Annotated in this window: 14 protein-coding genes and 1 tRNA gene; 2 read left to right on the top strand and 13 right to left on the bottom strand. The window is 62.7% G+C overall.

Annotated features, from left to right (window positions below; all coding sequences use genetic code 11):
* The first annotated feature begins 99 nt into the window (after nt 1-99).
* Entirely contained in the window at nt 100-1,125 is a 1,026-nt protein-coding gene (locus ACIPL0_RS06205; RefSeq protein ID WP_400595877.1) for a D-cysteine desulfhydrase family protein, read from the top strand.
* Between the two features lie 373 nt (nt 1,126-1,498).
* On the opposite strand, the gene folE2 is transcribed toward ACIPL0_RS06205, so the two are convergent.
* The 4 genes from folE2 to ACIPL0_RS06185 form a co-directional block, all read right to left on the bottom strand.
* Nucleotides 1,499-2,413 (bottom strand): GTP cyclohydrolase FolE2, encoded by a 915-nt coding sequence (gene folE2 / locus ACIPL0_RS06200; RefSeq protein ID WP_400595878.1) that lies wholly within the window; start codon nt 2,411-2,413, stop codon nt 1,499-1,501.
* Between the two features lie 173 nt (nt 2,414-2,586).
* Entirely contained in the window at nt 2,587-4,314 is a 1,728-nt protein-coding gene (gene ggt, locus ACIPL0_RS06195; protein ID WP_400595880.1) for a gamma-glutamyltransferase, read from the bottom strand.
* A gap of 226 nt (nt 4,315-4,540) precedes the next feature.
* Nucleotides 4,541-5,884 (bottom strand): MFS transporter, encoded by a 1,344-nt coding sequence (locus ACIPL0_RS06190; protein WP_400595882.1) that lies wholly within the window; start codon nt 5,882-5,884, stop codon nt 4,541-4,543.
* 286 nt (nt 5,885-6,170) lie between these two features.
* Complete coding sequence (locus ACIPL0_RS06185; protein WP_400595884.1) at nt 6,171-6,827, bottom strand: TIGR04211 family SH3 domain-containing protein; 657 nt, start codon at nt 6,825-6,827, stop codon at nt 6,171-6,173.
* On the opposite strand from ACIPL0_RS06185, the gene ACIPL0_RS06180 reads away from it, so the two are divergent.
* A complete protein-coding gene (locus ACIPL0_RS06180) occupies nt 6,826-6,966 on the top strand; it encodes a hypothetical protein (protein ID WP_400595886.1) in 141 nt (46 codons plus the stop codon). The genes ACIPL0_RS06185 and ACIPL0_RS06180 overlap by 2 nt on opposite strands.
* Before the next feature lie 325 nt (nt 6,967-7,291).
* Here ACIPL0_RS06180 and ACIPL0_RS06175 read toward each other — a convergent pair.
* The 9 genes from ACIPL0_RS06175 to treS form a co-directional block, all read right to left on the bottom strand.
* Nucleotides 7,292-7,387, bottom strand: a tRNA-Sec gene (locus tag ACIPL0_RS06175).
* 8 nt (nt 7,388-7,395) lie between these two features.
* Complete coding sequence (gene selB / locus ACIPL0_RS06170) at nt 7,396-9,327, bottom strand: selenocysteine-specific translation elongation factor (RefSeq protein WP_400595888.1); 1,932 nt, start codon at nt 9,325-9,327, stop codon at nt 7,396-7,398.
* Entirely contained in the window at nt 9,324-10,754 is a 1,431-nt protein-coding gene (gene selA / locus ACIPL0_RS06165; protein ID WP_400595890.1) for an L-seryl-tRNA(Sec) selenium transferase, read from the bottom strand. Before selA ends, selB begins: the two co-directional genes overlap by 4 nt.
* Nucleotides 10,755-10,985: 231 nt before the next feature.
* Nucleotides 10,986-11,912, bottom strand: coding sequence for a formate dehydrogenase accessory protein FdhE (fdhE, locus tag ACIPL0_RS06160; RefSeq protein WP_400595892.1), 927 nt, complete (start codon nt 11,910-11,912; stop codon nt 10,986-10,988).
* A gap of 4 nt (nt 11,913-11,916) precedes the next feature.
* Nucleotides 11,917-12,600, bottom strand: a complete 684-nt coding sequence (locus ACIPL0_RS06155) for a formate dehydrogenase subunit gamma (RefSeq protein WP_400595894.1) — start codon at nt 12,598-12,600, stop codon at nt 11,917-11,919.
* Complete coding sequence (fdxH, locus tag ACIPL0_RS06150; protein WP_400595896.1) at nt 12,597-13,553, bottom strand: formate dehydrogenase subunit beta; 957 nt, start codon at nt 13,551-13,553, stop codon at nt 12,597-12,599. Before fdxH ends, ACIPL0_RS06155 begins: the two co-directional genes overlap by 4 nt.
* Complete coding sequence (fdnG, locus tag ACIPL0_RS06145) at nt 13,553-16,618, bottom strand: formate dehydrogenase-N subunit alpha (protein WP_400595898.1); 3,066 nt, start codon at nt 16,616-16,618, stop codon at nt 13,553-13,555. The genes fdxH and fdnG overlap by 1 nt, the downstream gene beginning before the upstream one ends.
* A 601-nt stretch (nt 16,619-17,219) precedes the next feature.
* Nucleotides 17,220-19,469: a 1,4-alpha-glucan branching protein GlgB gene (gene glgB, locus ACIPL0_RS06140; RefSeq protein WP_400595900.1), complete on the bottom strand. Its 2,250-nt coding sequence runs from the start codon at nt 19,467-19,469 to the stop codon at nt 17,220-17,222.
* A gap of 2 nt (nt 19,470-19,471) precedes the next feature.
* Nucleotides 19,472-22,792: a maltose alpha-D-glucosyltransferase gene (treS, locus tag ACIPL0_RS06135; RefSeq protein ID WP_400595902.1), complete on the bottom strand. Its 3,321-nt coding sequence runs from the start codon at nt 22,790-22,792 to the stop codon at nt 19,472-19,474.
* Nucleotides 22,793-22,806: the final 14 nt, after the last annotated feature.

The following is a 22,806-nucleotide window of genomic DNA, read 5'->3' as shown; positions in this document are numbered from 1 at the left end:
GCGAACCTCTGGTTAGAAATAGCCGAACGAATGCTGCATTTATCACGTTGGCCGTTATCAATACAGTCGCGGGCACGACTTTCATCCAAGGAACACGCGATGCACAGCTCACTGGATCAGGCGCTGCAATTCATACCGCGTCTGCCGCTGCTGGACGGACCGACGCCGATACAACGCGCCACCCGCCTGGAGCAGGCACTCAGGCAGTACGCCAAAGGCGTCGGCATTTACCTCAAGCGCGACGATCACATGAGCATCGGCGGCGGTGGCAACAAGCTGCGCAAGCTGGAATACCTGCTCGGCCGCTCGGTTGAAGAGCGGATCGACACGGTGATTACCGTCGGCGGCGTGCAGTCCAACCATGCCCGCCTGACCGCTGCCACCTGTGCGCGCCTTGGCCTGGACTGCGAGCTGATCCTGACCCGCGCCGTGCCCAAGTCGGACACCGACTACGCACTCAACGGCAACGTGTTGCTGGATCAACTGTTTGGCGCTCGCATGGAGATTCATCCGGCCGGAACCGACAGCGTGGCCCTGGCTCAGGCCCGTGCCGCACAACTGGCGGCAGCAGGTCGCAAGGCCGTGGTGATTCCCACCGGCGGCTCGACCCCGCTCGGCGCCCTGGGTTATGCCCGCTGCGCGGCGGAAATCGCCGACCAGGAGCCACAGTTCGGCGTGACCTTCAATCAGGTCATCGTGCCCAACGGCAGCGCCGGTACCCATGCCGGACTGGCTGCGGGTTTTGCCTTGCTGGGGCGTGACCCGGCGCAGGTGCGGTCGTTTGCCGTGCTGGCCGATCAGGCCACGGCCATCGACAAGACCCGCCAGTTGCTGGATGCGACGCTCGCGTTGCTGGGGGCAGACGCCAGCACGGCTGCGCCGAACATCGACGGTCGCCAACTCGGCAGCGGTTACGGGCTGCCCACGCAGGAAATGCTCGATGCGGTTCGACTGATGGCCCGCAGCGAAGGGTTGTTGCTCGACCCGGTCTACTCCGGCAAGGCCTTCGCCGGCTTGCTGAACGACCTGCGCGAAGGCCGTTATCAGCCGGGCGACAACGTGCTGTTCATCATGACCGGCGGCGCGCCCGGCTTGTACGCCTATCGCGAGACGTTTCAGGGCTGATGCCCTTGCCGGCCTGCCTGGTAGAGAAGAATGCAGAGAATGCAGAGAATGCAGAGAATGCAGAGAATGCAGAGAATGCAGAGAATGCAGAGAATCCTGTGGGAGGGAGCCCTGCTCGCGAAAGCGGAGTGTCATTCAATGTCGTTGTGTCTGACTTGACGCCTTCGCGAGCAGAGCTCCCTCCCACGGTTTTGTGGGGTGAGGTACATCCCGGTCCGACACCCTCCCCGTAGGAGCGCGCTTGCCCGCGATCGCGTCAATCCAATCACAACCGTGTTGACTGCCTCACCGCTTTCGCGAGCAGGGCTCCCTCCCACGGGGCTCGACTGGATGCACGGGCCTCAGTCCGGAGTGAACGCCAAGGCCTTCATGTTCATCCGCGCGTCTGCCGTGCCAGGCTGGACACCGACGCCACCGCATCATGAGGATGCAGACTTTCCAGATGCCGGACCGCAACGCTGCTGCCGGGATAGCGTCCACTCAAGTGCTGCTGGATCCTGCGGGCCGCATCTTCGACGTACATCAGGTTCTGTCCGTTGAGGCGGGCGAACGCCTGCTCGTCGGCACGTTTGACGGCGGTCTGGACCGGTGTCCCCAGCGCGTCTTCGACACCATCGATCAGCGCCAGCAGGCCGACGCGTTCAGCCTGTGGATCGACCTCGACGCGGACTTCGGCAATGCTGCGCTGGCTGTGGGGCGTGGCGTGGGAACCGTGCTGACGCAACCACACGGCGACGCTTGCGCTGTCCACCGGGCCCACGCCGAAGTGGGCGACAAACGCCTGTTCCAGCAACTGCCGCGACAACGCTGCCGAACACGGGCAGGTCGAGGAGTACGTCACTTCGACACTGGCCTGCAGTTGCAACCGGCCGTCCTGCCAGTGCGCATCGATCACCACCGGATAGGATTTCCAGCCGCTCAAGCCTTGAGTCACCAGCGCCGCACGCTTGCACAGCAGCGCGAAACTCAAGCGCAGACGAGCGTTGCGGCTGTGGCAATCGGCGTGGCTGGCGACCATCAATTCCAGCAATGCAGCCAGACTCGCCGGCGTCACCGCCTGATGTTCGGCGAAGCGATCCAGCAGCGTGTACAGGCGCGACATGTGGATGCCCTTGACCTCGGCGCGCGGCAGATCCACTTGCAGATCGGCGCGCGCGTGTACCGGCGCTTCGGCACCGGCCTCGTCAAGAATCAGGGGAATGTCGATGCCCTGCATGCCGACCCAGTCCAGGGGCAACAGCGAGAGCGAATGTTCGGAGCAGGCAACGTCGGGGAGCGGACTGTTCATACAGGTTGGAAATTCTCGGCACGCAGAAACCGGCAAGCACTCAAGAATGCTTACAAAATAGAGTTATAACATAACACTACAAAGGGTCGATCTGGCAACCGGAATTGCGCGGGATCACACCGGACAGGGCGGGCTCCCCTGCCCTGTCCGGCGTGTTTCAGGCTTCAGCGGGCTCAGTAACCCAGCGACAGCCCGGTGTTGCGGCGAGGGTCGTTAGCCCCGTAGAAGCGGTTGTTGCCGACCGGTTTGCCTTCCAGCGAAGGTGCGCCGACCAGAATCGCCGCCAGGTGGTTGGCATCCTGTGGTCCGGCAAACTTGTGGCCCCAGCTTTCGAGGATTTTCTGCGTGTCGGGGCTCACCGCAAAGTTTTCCAGGTTGGTGGTTTCCGGCATCCATTGCTGGTGGAAACGCGGCGCATCCACCGCTTCCTGAATGTTCATGCCGTAGTCGATGACGTTGAGCATGGTCAGCAGCGTCGCAGTGATGATCCGGCTACCGCCCGGCGTACCCACCACCATCACGGCCTTGCCGTCCTTGGTGACGATGGTCGGGCTCATCGACGACAGCGGCGTCTTGCCCGGTGCGATGGCGTTGGCTTCACCCTGAATCAGGCCGTACATGTTCGGCACACCGACCTTGGAGGTGAAGTCGTCCATCTCGTCGTTGAGGATCACCCCGGTCTTGCTCGCCATCACCCCGGCACCGAACCAGTCGTTGAGGGTGTAGGTCACCGACACCGCGTTGCCCCACTTGTCGACGATGGAGTAATGCGTGGTGTTGTTGCCCTCGTGCGGCGCCACGCCCGGTTTGATCGCCTGGGAGTTTCCGGCCTTTTGCGGTTCGATGGCGGCGCGCAGCTTGGCGGCGTAATCGCGGTCCAGCAGATGGCTGATCGGGTTCTTCACGAAGTCCGGGTCACCCAGATAGCTGTTGCGGTCAACGTAGGCGTGACGCATAGCCTCGATCTGATAATGCAGGCCCTGGGCGGAGTGATAGCCCAGATCCTTCATCGGGTAGCCTTCAAGGATGTTCATGATCTCGCAGATCACGACGCCGCCGGAGCTCGGAGGCGGTGCGGAAACCACGTGATATCCGCGGTAATCGCACTCGATGGGCGCCAGTTCGCGGGTTTTGTATTTGTCGAGGTCAGCCTGGACGATGATGCCCTTGCCGGCCTTGCTCGAATCGACGATGGCCTTGGCCACCCAGCCCTTGTAGAAACCGTCGCTGCCTTTGGCGGAAATTTCCTTGAGGGTTTTCGCCAGGTCCTTCTGCACCAGCTTCGCACCGACTTTCAGCGGTTGACCCTTGTTCAGGAAGATCGCCGAGAGGTCCTTGTCGGCCTGGAATTCCTTGGTGGCGTAGTCCAGCAGATCGACGTCACCCTGCTCCAGCACAAAGCCGTTTTCCGCCAGTTTGATCGCCGGCGCGATCACTTCGGCGCGCTGCTTGGTGCCGTATTTTTTCAGCGCCAGTTCCATGCCCGAGACCGTGCCCGGTACGCCGACCGCCAGATGGCCCTTGGAGCTCAGATCCGGGACGACGTTGCCATCCTTGTCCAGGTACATGTTGGCGGTGGCCGCCAGCGGCGCTTTTTCGCGGAAATCGAGGAAGGTCTTGCGGCCATCGGCCAGCTGCACGGTCATGAACCCGCCGCCGCCCAGGTTGCCCGCTGCCGGATAGACCACCGCCAGCGCGTAGCCCACGGCCACGGCGGCATCGACCGCGTTGCCGCCGGATTTGAGCACGTCGACGCCGACGCGCGACGCCAAGTGTTGTGCGGTGACGACCATGCCGTTTTCCGCTGCGACGGGTGCCACGGAGGCCGCGTAAGTGATGCTGGAGACAGTGAGGGTGAGTGCCGTCGCAACCAGCGACCTGGCGAAGATTTCGTACTTCATGGGGTCGACTCTCTTTTTCTAATGTGGAACAGCCTTGATCGGGCGATCCGGATATCCGGCGACGCCCTGCGTCCTTGCCACTGCAGACACACCGACAGGAGCCCTGTAAAAGTAGCGGCTGATGGAAAAGTTGACGAAATATTTCACGGAATCGACGACTGGGCCGTCGCAAGAGGAGCGCTGCCGCCCCTGCGAAAGGGAATGCGGCAGCACGATACAGCGAGGATTAACGCGACACGGCCGCCTGCGGGCTGACCTGTTGTTCCACCGGGCGCGAAGGCTTTTGCGCATGCAGGGTCCATAGCAGGATCACCCCTACTACCCCGGCAGCGGACAACGCCAGCATGCCGGCACGCGGATCGGCGACCCAGATTTCCATGTTGGCCTTAAGCATCGGCGCAACGAAGCCGCCGATGTTGCCGAGCGAGCCGATCAGGGCGATCCCGCCTGCTGCCGCAACCCCGCCGAGATAGCCGGTCGGCAGGGTCCAGAACAACGGCTGCACCGTCACGAAACCCGCCGCCGCGAAACAGAACGACAGCAGCACCAGCGGCAGGCTGGCCAGCAAGGTCGACGCCGCGATCCCCAGCGCCGCCATGCCCAGCATGCACATGGCCATCGGCAGATGGCGGGCGCTGCGGTCGGCGTAACGGGTGACGAAGAACATCACCACGGCGGCGCACAGCCACGGAATCGAGGTCAGCATGCCGACCTTCAGGCCCACCGTGGTGCCGAGCAGTTCGGCAATACGCGTCGGCAGATAGAAAATCACGCCGTACACACTGACCTGCACGCTGAAGTAGATCAGGATGAATTTCAGCACCCGCAGGTTGCGCACCATACCCAGCAGATTGCGCGGGCCGTGGTCGAGCTTCTGCTGGTCTTCCGCTCGCAACTCCGCACTCAGCGCGGCTTTCTCTTCAGCGGTCAGCCAGTTGGCCTCTTCCGGCTTGCTCTTGAGATAGAACAGCGCGACGACACCGACCACCACGGCGGCCAGGCCTTCGACGAGGAACATCCACTGCCAGTTGGTCAGCTCGAACACGCCGTGCATGTCCAGCAACCAGCCGGACAGCGGGCTGCCCAGCATCAGCGCGAACGGCAGGCCGAAGTAATAGATACCGATGGCCTGGCCGCGACGACGGGCCGGAAACCAGTAGGTCAGGTACAGAATCACGCCCGGCGAGAACCCGGCTTCGGCCACGCCAAGCAGGAAACGCAGGACGTAAAAGCTGGTTTCGCTGTGGGTGAACATCATGGCGGCCGAGACCAGGCCCCAGGTGATCATGATCCGGCTCAGCCAGACCCGCGCGCCGACGCGGTGCAGCATCAGGTTGCTGGGCACCTCGAAGATGGCGTAACCGATGAAAAAGATACCGGCGCCGAGGGCGAAGGCGGCATTGCTCAGGCCCACATCGGCCTGCAACGCGGCCTTGGCAAAGCCCACGTTGGAGCGATCGATCATCGCCAGGGCGAACATCAGCGCCAGAAACGGCAGCAGCTTCCAGCGGCATTTGCCGATTGCACTTTCAATAGCCGCCGCAGCGGCATCAGATCTTGTTGTTGTCATTGTTATGTCCGTCGGGGGTTCTGAATGCCCGTCGAACCTAGATCAGCGCTGCGATAATTCCCAATGACAAATGTTCAGCATTTGATAGCCGGAAGTTATTGGGCAACCTGCCTCCCCTACACATAACCACTGTGGGAGGGAGCCCTGCTCGCGAATGCGTCAGTTCAGACACTCTTGCGCTGGCTGACACGACGCTTTCGCGAGCAGGGTTCCCTCCCACAGGATCAGCGCCGTCCGCACAGCGTCGGTACGCCCCCGGACTGCTACGGGTGCGATGTGAAAAATGTCAGAACCATCGATCGTTGCGTTTGCGCCCGCGGGTCAGCGACGGCAGGATCAGCCCCAGCAGCAGGCCTGCACCGGCGATGCTGCCGCCGTAGACCATGTAGCGCATCAGCACCTGATTGTTCTCGTCGCTCAGCTTGGCCTGGGTCGAGCGCAGTTCCGACTGGGCGTCGCTCAACTGTGCGTTGAGGTCCTTGCTCCGCGCTTCCAGCTCGTCCACCAGTTTCTTGCGCGAGTCGAGGGTTTCCTGCATGCCCTGGACCTTGGTTTTCCAGTCATCGTCGATGCTCTTCAGCCGAGCGCTCAGGTCTGCCACTTCCTGAGTCAGCTGTGGCAGGCGCTCGGCCTGGCCGGGCACTTCCTGCAGGTCATTGGAGGGAATCCACACGGTGTCGCCGGACCCGCCGCGCACCTGGCTGTAATCGCCCTGAGTGGTGAGCAGTTCGACTTTCTGCCCCGACTTCAAGGTGCCGACAATGCGGTAACCGTCAGTGGGGCCGCTGCGCACGTAGGTGCTGAGGGTGTCGGTGACCCAACGGTCCTTGCTGGTGGTTTCGGCCTGAGCCGGTGCCACATTGCCGGCAAGCAGGACGCCCGCGACAACGGCGCCAAGCGCGGTAGAACGGGAAGCGATGGAAAACGGGCGAGATAGAGGCATGGGCAATCTTCAACAAAAAATAAAAAGAAAAGGCCGGATGATCGGGCCGGTCGAAACATGGACAAAAGCCTGGCCGACAGCGACGGGCAACGCGCTGCAACTGCGGGGAAAGGCAAGCGAACACGCAGGATTTCTCTGACAACATTGGGGCCGCGTGACCCGACGCGCTGCGCGCACAGTGGTCAACTGACAGTGGAAATGGAGTCAGGTTCACTACAGACAGGTTGCGTTCGTCAGACAGAAAGGCGGTAGCGCCCGGTCTGGCGGCCTGTCTGCGGTCTCTTGTAGGAGCTGGCTCGCCCTGCGACCGGCTGCGCAGCAGTCGTAAATCCGGTAAACGCGGTGTGACAGACAAACCGCATGCACAGGTTTTACGACGACTTCGTCGCCGCTCGCAGGGCAAGCCAGCTCCTACAGAAAGCACGCGTTGGGCATGTTGGCGCGCTGGGAATGTTGGAGAGAAATGGCGGAAGGCAGCGGGAGTCGAACCTGCCCGGGAACGGCTGCCGTCCCCAACCGGGTTTGAAGCCCGGCCGCGCCACCGGGCGCGATTGCCTTCCTTGATCGATCAGACCGTATCGCTTCGCAGCCCGCCATGGGCCAGTGCGTTGTCCGGACGAATCCGGCGCTGGTCGCCCAAGCGCCGGGTCAGGCCGATACGGTCGAAAAACTCGAGAATCTGGATGCTGCGCTTGCGGCCGATGCCCAGTTGGTCGCGAAACGCTGCAGCCTGAATCACCGGCTCACGCTCGGCCAGTTGCAACAGCATAGCCACCATTCGTTCGACCGTGGTCTGCGGATAGAACAGATCCCGCACCACCTGATGCGCCTCGCCGATCCGCGCCAACTTGCGCAACAGCAGACGCACGTCGCCTTCGGCCTGGCCGCTTGCGCTTGCCAGATCGCGTACCCACGGCGGGTCGAAACCGCCCTGCTCCATCAGCGGCAGCAACTGTTGCCACAGCGCGGCGTCGAGTTCATTCAATTGCACTCGGTGCTGCGGCAGGTGCAACCACGGCCCGCTGCTGTGGATGGCGGCGCCGGCCAGCAATTCGTCGATCAACGCGACAAACGCCGAGCGCTCCAGAGGCAGCGCACAGAAACGCCGCAGGCGGTCTCGATCCGGGCCTAGCTGGTCGGGTTCCTGTTCATGGAAGCGCGCCAGTTGCGCCAGCACCTGTTTCTGCAACGCCTGCCAGCGTTCGTGGCTGAACAGCAACGGGCCCTGGCGCGTCGCGATCAACTGCACATCGTCCGGCAACCGCCAGCTGGCGCGCAGGCGATTGAATTGCCGCTCCAGCCGTTGCGGATCGATACCGCTGTCGCTGTGGGCAAGCAAGGCCGGCAACACCTGCTCCAGACTGTCGGCCGTTGCCAGCAGCTCCAATTGTTTCAGGCGCTCGCCACTGCGGCGCTGTCGGGACGGCGCAAACGGATCGAGCACCCGACCGCCACCCAGCGTGCGCTGGGCATTGTGATCGCGCAGCACCAAGCGGTCACCGTGCACGGCATGGATCGGCGCGTTGAGCAGCAACTGGGCGAACATGCGCTGGCCCGGCAGCAGGCGGTTGCCCTCCAGCAAGGCGACCCGGGCCGTCACATCCTGGGTGCCGATGTGCACGTGTACCGGGGTGAAATGTTCGAAGGTGCGGGTCTCGCCGGGCAGCAATTGAAAGTCGATGTCGATCCGCTGGGTCGGCGCGAACAGCCATTCGGACAGCACCCAGTCGCCCCGGTGAATCTGCTCCAGCGCCAGCCGTTCCGCACCCAGGTTCAAGGCCACACGCTGGCCGGCACGGGCCTGACTGGCAGTCTGATTCTGCGCGTGCAGGCCACGGATCCGGACCGGTTTGCCAGCCTGTCCCAGGGCCAGAGTGTCGCCGACCGTGACCTGCCCGGCCAGCGCGGTGCCAGTCACCACGATGCCGGCACCGACCACGTTGAACGCCCGGTCGATGTCCAGCCGAAAGCCGCCACGGTCGCTGCGCTCGCTCACCTCGCCCTCCGCTGCCAGCAAGGCCTGACGCAGGGTTTCGATGCCTTCGCCGTTGTGGCTGGAGACCACGAATTGCTTCGCCTCGGCGTAGGGCCCCGGCGCCAGTAGATGCTGCACCTCGATCTGTACCTGCCTGACCCGCGCCGACTCGACCCGGTCGCACTTGCTGATCACCACCCACAGTTTCGCAATCCCGAGCAATTCGACGATTGCCAGATGCTCACGGGTCTGCGGCATCACCCCGTCGTCGGCGGCCACCACCAGCAGCACCAGATCGATACCCTGAGCGCCGGCCAGCATGTTGTGAATGAAGCGCTCGTGGCCCGGCACGTCGACAAAGCCGGTCAGCGGCGCCTGCGGGATCAGGCTGGCGTAGACATAGCCCAGGTCGATGGTGATGCCACGCTCGCGCTCTTCGCGGCGGCGATCACCGGCCTGACCGGTCAATGCCTCCAGTAACGCGGTCTTGCCATGGTCGATGTGTCCGGCGGTTCCGACAATCACCCCTGCGTGTCCTCCATGTGCAACTGGCTCAACTGTGCAATCCAGCCCGTTTCGTCATCGAGCTGGCGCAGATCCAGCCACAAGGCGTCATCGTCGATACGTCCCAACACCGGGATCGGCAAGCCGCGCAACGCTGCCTCCAACTCATGCAGACAGCGGCCCCTGAGTTTTTTGGAGACGATCGGTCGTAAATGCAGCGCCGCGCTGGGAAGGCGCGCCACCGGCTGGCTGCCGCTGCCGATCATGCCCAGGCTCGGCTGCACCGACACACTCCAATGCTCGCCCAGTGCCGCCGCCAGCAAGGGGCGCAGGCGTTCAGCCTGAGCCAGTATCTCCGCCTGCGGGCGGGTCAGCAGACGCAGGGTCGGCAGGCGCAAGGCCAGACGCTCCGGATCACGGTACAGACCGAGCACCGCCTCCAGCGCCGCAAGGGTCAGCTTGTCGACCCGCAAGGCGCGTTTCAACGGGTTCTTCTTGATCTTGCCGATCAACTCTTTACTGCCGACGATGATTCCCGCCTGGGGGCCGCCCAGCAGTTTGTCGCCGCTGAAGGTGACGATGTCGGCACCTTCGGCGAGGGTCTGGCGCACGGTGGGCTCGGCGGGCAAGCCCCAGCGGGTCAGATCCAGCAGGCTGCCGCTGCCGAGGTCTTCCAGCAGCGGCAAGCCGTGCTGATGGGCGATGCGCGCCAGCTCCACGGTCGGTACGCTGCTGGTGAAACCCTGAATGCTGTAGTTGCTGGTGTGCACACGCATCAGCAGGCCGGTGCGCGGGTTGATCGCCGCTTCGTAATCCCTGGCGTGGGTGCGGTTGGTGGTGCCGATCTCGTGCAGCTTCACCCCGGCGCGGCTCATGATGTCGGGGATGCGGAAGGCGCCACCGATCTCGATCAGTTCGCCCCGGGAAATGATGCCTTCCTTGCGCGCGCCGAGGCTGTTGAGGGCCAGCAGCACCGCAGCGGCATTGTTGTTGACCACAGTCACCGCCTCGGCGCCGGTCAGCTCACGGATCAACCCTTCGATCAGGTCGTCACGGTCACCTCGCTTGCCGCTGGCCAGGTCGAATTCCAGATTCAGCGGATAACGCGCGGCGGTCTGGATCGCCTCGATGGCTTCCTCCGGCAACAATGCCCGGCCGAGGTTGGTGTGCAGCACGGTGCCGGTGAGGTTGAACACCCGACGTACCCGGCTCTGGTGCTGTATCGCCAGCCGTTCGGCGGCCCGCCCCAGCAGTATCTCTGCACCCTGCTCCACGGCATCGAGTTGCCCGGCCAATGCCGCCTCGCGGACGTCATCGAGCAGTTGACGCAAGGCTGCCAGCACCGCGTCGCGGCCATAACGGTCGGTCAGTGGCTGGCAGGCGGGATGGCGCAAAAGGCTGTCGATGGAAGGCAAACGGGGGAAAATCGAGGCGGGGTTGGCGGGCATGCAGCGGCTCCGATAATTCTCTGAATCTCACTCGACGCGTAGCAGTCCGGCATCCGCGAACATCGACAAACCCAAATTCCGTAGGAGTGAGCTTGCTCGCGATGGCGTCCGTTCAGTCACAAGGAGCTGTCTGACAGAAGGCTATCGCGAGCAAGCTCACTCCTACAGGGTTTGGCGATAAATGCACCGTAGCAGGCTATCGCTGGTCTGGCCTGAGTGTAGCCGCGTATTTCACTCCCCTCCGGGCGCGAGCATCAGGTTGGGCGCGAGGCGCTGGTAACCTTCCAGATCGAGGCGCATGTCCAGGGCCAGGCTCGCCAGGTCCGCCGACAGCGCTTCGGCTTCAGCATCACTCTCCAGGTAGATCTGCTTGAGGTAGCTGTTGCAGCCGGGACAGACCTCGGCACGCAACGGCGCCTTCTCGGCGGCCACGCGGTCATCGTCGAGGCTCACGTATTTAAGGCCCTTGCTCTGCTCGCACTGCACGCACTTGACCCGCACCACATGCCACTCGCAGGCACACAGCGAACAGACCAGATAACGCAGGCCGTTGTGTTTGCCGCGATGGCGAATCACCCCGGCCATGGCCGGCGAACCACAGGCCGGGCACTGGCTCAGGCTGTCGCCGGGTTGCAGATCGTGCGACGGCAGGTTGAACAGCCAATGGCTCCAGGCCGCCTGCAATGCCGCGCCGAGAAACGGCATCAGCGCCACCGGCACCCCGGCGTACTGGCCACTGAGCAGGCAGATGGCCCACGCCTTGCGCTGCCCGTCGTCCGCCTCGCGCAATTGCCTGAGCGCCTGTTGTACCTCGGTTTGCGCAGGAGCCGTATACCGCGCGAGAAAAGCATCGAGATACACCTGCCATGGCGCCTCGCGCACCAGGCTGTCGGCGGCCAACGGTGGCAGACCGTGCTGGCGACACAGCGCCACACGCTGGGCATCCGGTAGCCAGTCGCCGGGCGGCAGATCGAGCAGGCTTTGCTGCGTCCGACACACCCCGGCAATCAAGTGCAGATACGCCGCCAGCGGATTGCCCGTGGCGAGCGTTTCCAGCCGCGCAGCCCGCACGGCAAACAGGTTGGCCGGCGGCATGTACAAAAACGGCGGCGCACTGGCCGCCGCTTCGATTTCCCCAGGTTCCAGAATCTGGCTCAATGGCTCATCCTTTTTTCGTCACCCGTGGTTGACCGCCAGCGGTCGGCGGCGATTCCTTCTCGGTGATCTGCCGATACCACAGTTCATGGTGTTTCTTCGCCCAGGTACGGCTGACCCAGCCATGCAGCATCGCCCCCACCGAACCCTTGATCCAGATGCCGGCGTAGATGTGCACGATGATGCTGGTGATCAGCACGAAACCGGCCAGCGCATGAATCAACGCGCCGAAGCGAATCACGGTGATGTCGAAGTATTGGCTGAAATACGCCCGCCAGATCACCACACCGCTGACCAGCAGCCCGAGCATGCACAGCAGCAGGGTCCAGAACAGCAGCTTCTGTCCGGGGTTGTATTTGCCAATCGGTGGCACGCCTTCCTCGGAATTCACCATCACCCGGTCGATGCGCTTGAGCCACAGACGGTCATTGGCAATGAACAGGTTGGCGCGCCAGAAACGGATCACCAGGCCCATGAAAAACACGAACATCGCCACCCCCATGAACGGGTGCAGGATGCGCGTCCACGGTCCGCCGCCGAACAGATTCGTCAGCCAGAACATCGCCGGGTGAAACAGCGCCAGGCCCGACAGGCCGGCCATGAAAAAAAGGATCGCCACCAGCCAGTGGTTGGTCCGCTCGTTGGGGTTGTAGCGCTGGATGGTCTTGCCCGGTTCACGATTATCGCTCATGGCCGTCGCTCCCCTTCAGGTCCCGGTCTGCCGCGATCAGCGCTGCCGGGATCGTAGACATGCACCGCCGGGTCGACTTCGTGGACGCTGGCGTCGCCGACATGTTCCTCTTCTTCACGCTGCGGGCCGATCCGTACGTAATGGAAGAACCCGGCCAGCACCGCCACGCCCATCGCCAGCAGGCCCAGTGGTTTGCTGACGCCTTTCCACAGGCCCACCAGCGGGCTGATTTGCGGGTCGTGAGGCAAGCCGGCGTAACGCTGCGGATCGTCGGCATGGTGCAACACGTACATCACGTGGGTACCGCCGACGCCCGCCGGGTCGTACAACCCCGCATTTTCAAAGCCACGGGACTTGAGATCGACCACCCGCTCGGCGGCGTGCACCTTCATGTCTTCCTTGGTGCCGAAGACGATGGCGCCGGTCGGGCAGGTTTTCACGCAGGCCGGTTCCAGCCCCACCGACACTCGATCCGAGCAAAGAGTACATTTGTACGCCTTGTGGTCTTTCTGCGAGATGCGCGGAATGTTGAACGGACAACCGGTGATGCAATAACCGCAGCCGATGCAGTGATCCTGGTTGAAATCGACGATGCCGTTGGCGTGCTGGATGATCGCGCCGGGGCTCGGGCAGGCTTTCAGGCAGCCCGGCTCGGCGCAGTGCATGCAGCCGTCCTTGCGGATGAGCCACTCCAGGTTGTTGTCGGCGGTTTCGTGCTCGGTGAAGCGCATCAGGGTCCAGGTCTCTGCGCTCAGGTCCTGCGGGTTGTTGTAGGTGCCGTGGTTGTGGCCGACCTCGTCGCGCAGTTCGTTCCATTCCGAACAGGCGACCTGGCAGGCCTTGCAACCGATGCACTTGGTGGTGTCGATCAGCTTGGCGACCTCTTCAAGCTGACGCACCGAGGACGGCACCGTGGTGGTGGCCGAGCGGGCAATGACGTCTTGAATGGCCATCAGATTTTCTCCACGTTGACCAGGAACGACTTGGATTCCGGGGTCTGGCTGTTGCCGTCACCGAGGAACGGCACCAGCGTGTTGGCCAGGTAGCCGTTGCGCGTGGTGCCGGTGAAACCCCAATGGATCGGGATGCCGATCTGGTGCACCACCTGATTGTTCACCTGCAACGGCCGAATGCGTTTGGTCACCACCGCGACCGCTTCGATGAAGCCGCGCTTGCAACTGACCCGCACCCGATCCCCCGCCGCGATGCCCTTCTCCTTGGCCAGCACTTCGCCGATTTCGACGAACTGTTCCGGCTGGGCAATGGCGTTGAGCCGGCAATGCTTGCTCCAGTAGTGGAAGTGCTCGGTCAACCGGTAGCTGGTCGCCGCGTACGGGAAATCCTTGGCGACGCCCAGCGTGTCCCACACCGAATCGAAGATGCGCCCGGCCGGATTGCTGGTCGCCTGCTTGTTGTTCGGGTGCAGCGGGTTGATGCCGATCGGGGTTTCGAACGGCTCGTAGTGTTCCGGGAATGGCCCTTCGTTCATCAAACCGACGGCGAAGAATCGCGCCACGCCTTCGGGGTTCATGATGAACGGGTTCATGCCGGCTTCCGGCGGCGAATCGACCTTGAAGTCCGGCACGTCGGTGCCGGTCCAGGTCTTGCCGTTCCACCACACCAGGCGTTTCTTCGGATCCCAGGGTTTGCCTTGCGGGTCGGCGGAGGCGCGGTTGTAGAGGATCCGCCGGTTGTTCGGCCACGCCCAGGCCCAGCCCTGATGCTGGTGCATGCCGTAAGGGTCGCTGTTGTCGCGACGGGCCATCTGATTGCCGGCCTCGGTCCAGCTGCCGCAGAAAATCCAGCAACCGGAAGACGTGCTGCCGTCGTCCTTGAGCTGGGCAAAACCGGCCAGTTGCGCGCCGCCCTTGACCGCCGCGCCGCTGGCATCGGTGAAGTCGGTGGTGGCTGCGCCGTTGATTTCCTTGGCGATTTCCTCCGGCGAAGGTTCTTCCGGCACCTTGTACGGCCAGCTGAGGTTGAGCAGCGGATCCGGGAAGGCACCGCCCTCCTCCTTGTAGCGCTTGCGCAGACGCAGGAACAACTCGCTCATGATCCGCACGTCGGTGATCGCCTCGCCAGGCCCTTCGGCGCCCTTGTAATGCCACTGCAGCCAGCGCGCGCTGTTGACCAGAGAGCCGTCCTCTTCGGCAAAACAGGTGGTGGGCAGGCGAATCACTTCGGTCCGGATATTGTCGCTCTGTACATCGTTGTACGGCCCGACGTTGCGCCAGAACTCCGAGGTTTCGGTGGCCAGCGGGTCCATCACCACCAGCCACTTGAGTTTGGCCAGCGCCTTCATCACGCGGTTCTTGTCCGGCAAGGCGGCAATCGGGTTGAAGCCCTGACAGAAGTAGCCGTTGACCTTGCCCTGGCCCATCAGGTCGAACATTTTCAGCACGTCGTAGCCGGGAATATCCAGCTTCGGCAGCCAGTCAAAGCCCCATTTGTTCTCGGCCGTGGCGTTGGCGCCATACCAGGACTTCATCAGGCTGACGTGGAACTTGCTGTAGTTCTGGTAGTAGGACAGCTGGCCGGGACGCAGCGGTTTCTGCGTGCGTTTGGCGATGTAGGCGTCATAGTCCTGCTCGGCGTCACCGGCCAGGGTCATGTAACCCGGCAGCGAGTTGGACAACAGGCCCAGGTCCGTCAGGCCCTGGATGTTGGAGTGACCGCGCAGGGCGTTCATCCCGCCACCGGGCATGCCAATGTTGCCCAGCAGCAACTGGACCATGGCGGCGCTGCGGATGATCTGCGCACCGATGGAGTGCTGCGTCCAGCCCAGCGCGTAGAGAATCGTCATGGTCTTGCCCGGTGTCGAGCAGGTGGCGATCTCTTCCCAGATTTTCATCATCTGGCCCTGCGGCATGCCGCAGATCAGGCTGGCGATTTCCGGTGTGTAGCGGCTGTAGTGGGTTTTCAGCAATTGATAGACGCAGCGTGGGTCCTGCAGGGTCGGGTCGACCCTGGCGAAACCGTCTTCGCCGATCTCGTAGCCCCAGCCGGACTTGTCGGTGTACAGCCGTTTGGACGCGTCGTAGCCACTGAAGATGCCGTCTTCGAAGCCGAAACCGGCTTTGACGATGAACGACACGTCGGTGTAGTTGCGTACGTATTCGTGCTGGATCTTGTCCTGGGTCAGCAGGTAATTGATCAGACCGCCCATGAAGGCGATATCGGTGCCGGTGCGGATCGGCGCGTAATAGTCGGACACCGAGGCAGTCCGCGTATAGCGCGGGTCGACCACGATCAGGCGGGCCTGGTTGTGTGCCTTGGCTTCGGTCACCCATTTGAAACCGCAAGGGTGCGCTTCTGCCGAGTTGCCGCCCATGACCAGAATCAGATTCGCGTTGGCGATATCCGACCAGGTATTGGTCATGGCGCCACGGCCATACGTCGGGGCAAGACTTGCCACCGTCGGGCCATGTCAGACACGTGCCTGGTTATCGAACCCCAGCATGCCGGTTGCGCGGACGATCTTGTGCGTCATGTAGCCGGCTTCGTTGGACGCCGCCGAAGCCGCGAGGAAGCCTGTGGTCAGCCAGCGGTTCACCGTCTGGCCCTTGTCGTTCTTCTCGATGAAGTTGGCATCGCGGTCGGCCTTCATCAGGTCGGCCACGCGGTCCAGCGCGTCTTCCCAGGAGATCCGCGTCCATTCCTTGCTACCGGGCTTGCGCACCTGCGGGTAATGCAGACGGCCCGGGCTGTGAATGAAGTCGAGCAGGCCCGCGCCTTTCGGGCACAGGGTGCCGCGGTTGACCGGATGGTCGGCGTCGCCTTCGATATGGATGATGTTCTGCGCCACGTTTTTTGCGGCGTCGCCCTGGCTGTACATGATCAAGCCGCAGCCGACCGAGCAATACGGACAGGTGTTGCGGGTTTCATGGGTGTGGGCGAGCTTGAAATGGCGTATCTGCTCGGCGAACGCCGGCGTCGGGGCCATCCCCAACGCGGCCAGGCTCGAGCCTCCAAGGCCTATGGCAGCGACCTTGAAGAACTGCCGACGGTTGAGATCCATCGTGCTCTCCTGATCAGGTGAATGCCCGGTACATCGCCGGGGACTGTTCGATCACGGTGTCGACGCAATTGCGCCGACGTAGAGAGCCTAGTCCAGATTGCCAGCAGTGCAGATGAAACCAGACTGCTGGTGGCACGCACTTACACTGGGTTGCGGTATCCACAAGAATGTCGACAAACACACCACCTTGTAGGAGTGAGCTTGCTCTGGGCGGCACTCCGACGATGATGTTCGTTCAGTCACATCGATGTTGCCTGCCCCGCCGCTATCGCGAGCAAGCTCACTCCTACAGTGATTTGGAGCGTCTGCGGGAGTTTCGACAATTACCGATACCGTAGGAGCGCGCTTGCCCGCGATAGCAGAGTGTCAGTCACCGTTGCGGCATCAGACAGATCGCCATCGCGGGCAAGCGCGCTCCTACAGGCGCTGACGCCCGCCCTGTCCAGGATGCATGCAATTCACTGTAGGAGCTGGCTTGTCCTGCGACCGGCGGGGAACCCGTCGTAAATCCATGCGCATTGGCCGTTTCAGGCGCATCGCGTTTTGCGGTTTTACGACGGGTTCCCCGCCGGTCGCGAGACAAGCCACGCTCCTACAATGGTCAGCCCTGCTCGCCGGTCGGTTTGAACACCACCACCGCCAACGGCGGCAGGTTCAGCGACAGGGAGGCGGCCTGGCCGTGGCTGAGGATTTCCTCGGCCACCACGCCGCCGCCATTGCCGACGTTGGAACCGGCATAAATCCCCGCATCGCTGTTGAACAGCTCCGCCCATTTACCGGTAAACGGCACGCCGACCCGGTAATCATGGCGCGGTACCGGCGTCAGGTTGGCCACCACCAGCAGCGGCTCACCCTCGCGGCTCCAGCGCATGTAGGCGTAGACGCTGTTACCGGCATCGTCGCCGATCAACCACTGGAAGCCCATCGGTTCGGTGTCGCGGTCATGCAGGGCCTTTTCACTGCGATACAACTGGTTGAGGTCGGTCACCAGCTTTTTCACGCCGATGTGTTCCTGATACTGCAACAAGTACCAATCCAGTTGCTCGTCATGGTTCCACTCACGCCATTGGCCGAACTCGCAGCCCATGAACAGCAGCTTCTTGCCCGGATGGGTCCACATGAACGTCAGATAGGCGCGCAAGTTGGCGAACTTCTGCCAGCGGTCGCCGGGCATCTTGTCGATCAGCGAGTGCTTGCCGTGTACCACTTCGTCGTGGGAAATCGGCAGGATGAACCGCTCGGACCAGGCGTACACCAGGCCGAAACTCAGCTCGTTGTGGTGATGCTGACGATGGATCGGATCCTGCTGGATGTAATGCAGGGTGTCGTGCATCCAGCCCATGTTCCATTTCCACGAAAAACCAAGACCGCCCTGCTGGGTCTGACCGGTGACGCCGGGCCAGGCCGTGGACTCTTCGGCGATGACCATCGCACCCGGTGCTTCCAGCGCAACGACATCGTTGAGATGACGCAGAAAATCGATGGCCTCCAGGTTCTCCCGGCCGCCAAAGCGGTTCGGCACCCACTCCCCGGCCTTGCGCGAATAGTCGCGATAGAGCATCGAGGCCACCGCGTCCACACGCAGGCCGTCGATGTGGAAATGCTTGAGCCAGTGCAGGCCCGAAGCAATCATGAACCCGTGGACCTCGGTGCGGCCCAAGTTGTAGATCAGCGTGTCCCAGTCCTGGTGAAAGCCTTCCTGCGGGTTGCCGTATTCGTACAGCGCGGTGCCGTCGAATTGCGCCAGACCGTGGGTGTCAGTGGGGAAATGCGCCGGCACCCAGTCAAGAATCACGCCGATGTTGGCGCGGTGGCAGGCATCGACGAATGCAGCGAACTGCTGCGCCGTGCCATAACGGGCGCTCGGGGCGAATTGCGACAGCAGCTGATAACCCCAGGATCCACCAAACGGGTGCTCCATGATCGGCATCAGCTCGATGTGGGTGAAACCCAGTTCCTGAATGTACGGAATCAACCGTTCAGCCAGCTCCTGCCAGTTGCACAGCCGCCAGTGGCCGTTCTCGCCCTTGTCATCGGTCTGCCAGATTTTTTGCCAGGAACCGGCATGCAGCTCATAGATCGACAGCGGCGAATGGATGTTCTGCTTGTCACCGCGCGACTGCATCCAGTCGGTGTCCTGCCACTCGAACTGCAGCGGTGCCGCGACTTTCGACGCAGTGTCCGGCGGCAGCGCGGTAGCCAGTGCCATCGGGTCGGCCTTCAGCGGCAGAATGCCGTGCTGGCCGAGAATTTCGTACTTGTAGTGCTCACCGGGACCGATGCGCGGAATGAAGATTTCCCAGACTCCGGCCGGATGGCGCAGGCGCATCGGGTGACGGCGCCCGTCCCAACTGTTGAAGTCGCCGACCACCGACACCCGCCGCGCATTGGGCGCCCACACGGCGAAGCGCACGCCGTCGATGCCATCGATGGTTTTCAGCTGCGCACCCAGCGCGCTGCTGAGGTCGCGGTGGTTGCCTTCGGCGAACAGGTACAGGTCCATTTCGCCGAGCAACTGACCGAAGCTGTAAGGGTCTTCGGTGATCTGTTCACCGGTGGCCCAGTTGATCTTCAACAGGTACGGCTCGCGCACCGGGAATTGCCCGGCAAAGAAGCCGGGCTTGTCGCTCATGGTCAGTTCGCCAAGGTCGCGCTGACCGTCGCCGGACAGCACACGCACCCCCAACGCATTGGGCAGGTAGGCTCGGATCACCTGGCCATCCTTGCCATCGCTGTGGGGGCCCAACATGGAGAACGGATCGCGGTGTTCGGCGCGGATCAACGCGTCCAGATCGACGGCGCTGGGCAACAACTCATGGTTGCCTTTACCGAATGTGGCAGACGCACTCATTTTCACTCTCCATCAGACAGATCCAAAAGCCCGCGAAGCCCTTGAAGCGGCACCGACAACCAGGTCGGCCGATTCTCGGCCTCGTAGGCCACTTCATAAGCGGCTTTTTCCAGGGTGAACAAGGCCAGTGCCGCAGCCTCCCCCTTGGCATCCTGCCAGTCATGGGCAATGCCCCCGGTGGCCCTTGCGTAGCCCTCCAGGAATGCTGACCGTGCCTGACTCAGATAACGTTCGGCAACATGTTTTCGCGCAGCGCCGGCCTCGGCGGAGGTGTCGGCACTTTGCGCATTGCGTATCGCCATGGCGGCAGCGTAGTCGAAAGATCGCAGCACGCCGCTGACATCCTTGAACGGGCTGTATTTGGCCCTTCGTTCCTGCAACGGGCGCGCCGGTTCACCTTCAAAGTCAATCAGATAGGCATCGCCCTTGACCACCAGCATCTGCCCCAGGTGCAGGTCGCCATGCACGCGCATGCGCAAGCCACCGACCGACTGCGCGGCCAGGGATTTGACCTGCGCCAGCAGCGCCTTGCGCTTGCCCAACAGTTCACTGACCAGTTGCTGATCGGCCGGTTCCAGTGAATCGCGATGCTGTTCCAGTAACTGCAAGGCGCGTTCGACCTGGGCCGATACGCTTTTCTCCGAAGCCTGGCTGTCCTTGACGCTGGTGACTTCGGTCTTGAAGTCCGGGTTGTCGGTAGGCGCACTGAGCACGACGTGCATTTCGCCGAGACGTTGCCCCAGCAGGCCGGCGAAATCCTTGAGTTCCAGCAAGGCATTGGCGTGCTGTTCCTGCTCGGAGTGGGCGTGGGCCATTTCGTCGCGCACTGCCCGCTCCAGATTATTCTGCGTCCACTCCCAGGCATCGCCCTGATTGCTCAAATAACCCTGGGCAATCATCAGCAGGTTGCTTTCGCCCTGCCCGTCCACCCGCACCACGGCGCCGAGCAGCGGCGAAATGTGCGGATAACCGGCCTCGGTCAGGTACGCACCCATTTCCAGTTCCGGGTGCGTGCCGGCGCTGACCCGGCGAATCATCTTCAGCACCAGGCTGCTGCCGACCACCACCGAGCTGTTGGACTGTTCGGCGGACAGGTAGCGCACCTCGGACTCTTCGTTCAGGCCCAGTGGCACTAGTTTCGAGGTGCGCTGGAAACGCAACTCGCCGTCGTCGGTGGGCAGCACGCTCTGTTCCTGCATGCCGTGAATGACAGCGCGAATGAATGGCTCCAGGGTGAAGGCATCGGTGATCAAGCCGACCTGACGGCCACGGCGCACGCGGGCCAGGGCCAGTTGCTGGGGCAAGGCGCTGCTGAAGTCGTCTTCGGCGAGAAAGCCGAACGGCAACTGATAACGCACGACTTCGTCACCGGCACTGACTTCGATTTCGCTGAGCAGCACCGGCCGCTGGGCGGTGCCGAAGCGCACGGCATAGGCGATGTGCACCTTGTCGATGGCCGTGCCCTTGCCGGCGAACCAGCGTCGCTTCGGCAGATAGACCGCCAGCGAATCCTGCTCCATGGTCTGGCGCAGCGGTTCGTCGAGCAGTTCTTCCAGGCGCTGCTTGAGCACCAGGGTCGGAAAGTCGGGCATGCTTTCGGCGGCTTCCACGTGCCAACTGGGCATTTGATTCTCCGCAGCCAGCAAGAACCAGTAGAAGCCATAGGGCGGCAACGTCAGCAGGTAATTGAGCTGGCCGATAGGTGGGAAGGCGCTGCCGCCGAGCATCTCCACCGGCACCGTGCCGGCGTAGTGAGACAGTTCGAGTTCGGCAGCCTGAGACGCCGCCGAGACGTTGGCGACGCAGAGGATGATTTCGGTCTTGCCGTCGGGCCCGGTGTACTCGCGGGTGTAGGCCAGGATCCGGCGGTTGCTCGGCGAGAGCATTTTCAGCGAACCACGACCGAAGGCCTTCTGCTGCTTGCGCACGGCGAGCATGCGCCGGGTCCAGTTGAGCAGCGAGTGCGGGTCGTGGTCCTGAGCTTCGACGTTGACCGACTGATAGCCGTACAGCGGGTCCATGATCGGTGGCAGCACCAGACTCGCCGGGTTGGCCCGGGAGAAACCGCCGTTACGGTCGATGGACCATTGCATCGGCGTGCGCACGCCGTCGCGGTCGCCGAGATAGATGTTGTCGCCCATGCCGATTTCGTCACCGTAATACAGGGTCGGTGTACCTGGCATGGACAACAACATGCTGTTGAGGAGCTCTACGCGCCGGCGGTCACGTTCCAGCAACGGCGCCAGACGGCGGCGGATGCCGAGGTTGATCCGCGCGCGGCGGTCGGAGGCGTAGTAGTTCCACAAATAGTCGCGCTCACGGTCGGTGACCATTTCCAGGGTCAGCTCATCGTGGTTGCGCAGGAAAATCGCCCATTGGCAGTTTTCCGGAATTTCCGGGGTCTGGCGCAGGATATCCGTGATCGGGAAGCGATCTTCCTGCGCCACAGCCATATACATGCGCGGCATCAGCGGGAAGTGAAAGGCCATGTGGCATTCGTCGCCGTGCTTGCCTTTGCGCTCGCCGAAATACAGCTGGGTGTCTTCCGGCCACTGGTTAGCCTCGGCCAGCAGCATGCGGTCCGGGTAGTTGGCGTCGATCTCGGCGCGGATCTTTTTCAGGACATCGTGGGTTTCCTGCAGGTTTTCGTTGTTGGTGCCGTCGCGTTCGATCAGGTACGGAATGGCGTCCAGCCGCAGGCCATCGATGCCCATGTCCAGCCAGTAACGCATGACTTCCAGCACCGCTTTCATCACCTGCGGGTTGTCGAAGTTCAGGTCCGGCTGGTGGGAATAGAAGCGGTGCCAGAAGTACTGGCCGGCCACCGGGTCCCAGGTCCAGTTGGACTTTTCCGTGTCGAGAAAGATGATCCGCGTACCGTCGTACTTCTGGTCGTCATCGGACCAGACGTAGAAGTCCCGCGCCTTCGAGCCTTTCTTCGCGTGGCGCGCGCGCTGGAACCACGGGTGCTGGTCCGAGGTGTGATTGATGACCAGCTCGGTGATCACCCGCAAGCCGCGCTTGTGCGCCTCGGCGATGAACTTCTTGGCGTCCGCCATGTTGCCGTAGTCGCTGTGTACGCCACGGTAATCGGAAATGTCGTAGCCGTCGTCGCGTCGCGGCGACGGGTAGAACGGCAGCAGCCAGATGGTATTGACGCCCAGCCGGGCGATGTAATCGAGTTTGGCGATCAGCCCGGGAAAGTCGCCGATTCCGTCGTCATTGGAGTCGAAATAGGACTTCACATGGACCTGATAGATCACCGCGTCCTTGTACCACAGCGGATCGTCGATGAACGCCGCGTTTCTTGTCTTTTTCGCCATGACCACATCCTTCG

The sequence above is a fragment of the Pseudomonas sp. NPDC090208 genome (genome assembly GCF_044746785.1).
Taxonomy (GTDB): domain Bacteria; phylum Pseudomonadota; class Gammaproteobacteria; order Pseudomonadales; family Pseudomonadaceae; genus Aquipseudomonas.
This window is presented reverse-complemented; position numbering and strand designations above follow the sequence as displayed.

Coding starts and splice junctions, on each gene's coding strand:
- glgB (WP_400595900.1), bottom strand. CDS start 19,469: ATGAGTGCGTCTGCCACATTCGGTAAAGGCAACCATGAGTTGTTGCCC.
- ACIPL0_RS06155 (WP_400595894.1), bottom strand. CDS start 12,600: ATGAGCGATAATCGTGAACCGGGCAAGACCATCCAGCGCTACAACCCC.
- fdxH (WP_400595896.1), bottom strand. CDS start 13,553: ATGGCCATTCAAGACGTCATTGCCCGCTCGGCCACCACCACGGTGCCG.
- ACIPL0_RS06180 (WP_400595886.1), top strand. CDS start 6,826: ATGGGCAATCTTCAACAAAAAATAAAAAGAAAAGGCCGGATGATCGGG.
- ACIPL0_RS06185 (WP_400595884.1), bottom strand. CDS start 6,827: ATGCCTCTATCTCGCCCGTTTTCCATCGCTTCCCGTTCTACCGCGCTT.
- ACIPL0_RS06205 (WP_400595877.1), top strand. CDS start 100: ATGCACAGCTCACTGGATCAGGCGCTGCAATTCATACCGCGTCTGCCG.
- selA (WP_400595890.1), bottom strand. CDS start 10,754: ATGCCCGCCAACCCCGCCTCGATTTTCCCCCGTTTGCCTTCCATCGAC.
- ACIPL0_RS06190 (WP_400595882.1), bottom strand. CDS start 5,884: ATGACAACAACAAGATCTGATGCCGCTGCGGCGGCTATTGAAAGTGCA.
- folE2 (WP_400595878.1), bottom strand. CDS start 2,413: ATGAACAGTCCGCTCCCCGACGTTGCCTGCTCCGAACATTCGCTCTCG.
- treS (WP_400595902.1), bottom strand. CDS start 22,792: ATGGCGAAAAAGACAAGAAACGCGGCGTTCATCGACGATCCGCTGTGG.
- ggt (WP_400595880.1), bottom strand. CDS start 4,314: ATGAAGTACGAAATCTTCGCCAGGTCGCTGGTTGCGACGGCACTCACC.